The sequence below is a fragment of the Frankia sp. R43 genome, from assembly GCF_001306465.1.
In the GTDB taxonomy this organism is placed as follows: domain Bacteria; phylum Actinomycetota; class Actinomycetes; order Frankiales; family Frankiaceae; genus Parafrankia; species Parafrankia irregularis.
Map to the genome: position 1 here is coordinate 1 of NZ_LFCW01000043.1, position 243 is coordinate 243.

At 63.0% G+C, this 243-nt stretch carries 1 protein-coding gene; it reads right to left on the reverse strand.

Annotated elements, in window-relative coordinates; genetic code table 11:
* On the reverse strand, window positions 1–243 hold a 243-nt coding region (locus ACG83_RS41510; protein ID WP_304438460.1), incomplete at both ends, for a group II intron maturase-specific domain-containing protein.

Genomic DNA, 243 nt, shown 5'->3' on the forward strand with positions numbered 1-243 from the left:
CCTTTCCTCGGTACCGGTAGGTGGTCGTGCGTACCTCGCCGGGGTTGAAGAGGGTTATCCCGTTGCTGCTGGGCCACCAGCCGCCGTCGCAGTAGCGGCGGCGGAGTTCCTTCCAGTTGTTCTTGGGATGCTTCCTCCGGATCCATTCCCAGACGTGCTTCCAGACGAAAGCGCGCAGGTACTGGAACGTTCTGGAGGACACCCCTGGCTGGAAGTAGGTGCACCAGCCCCGCAGTGCCTGGT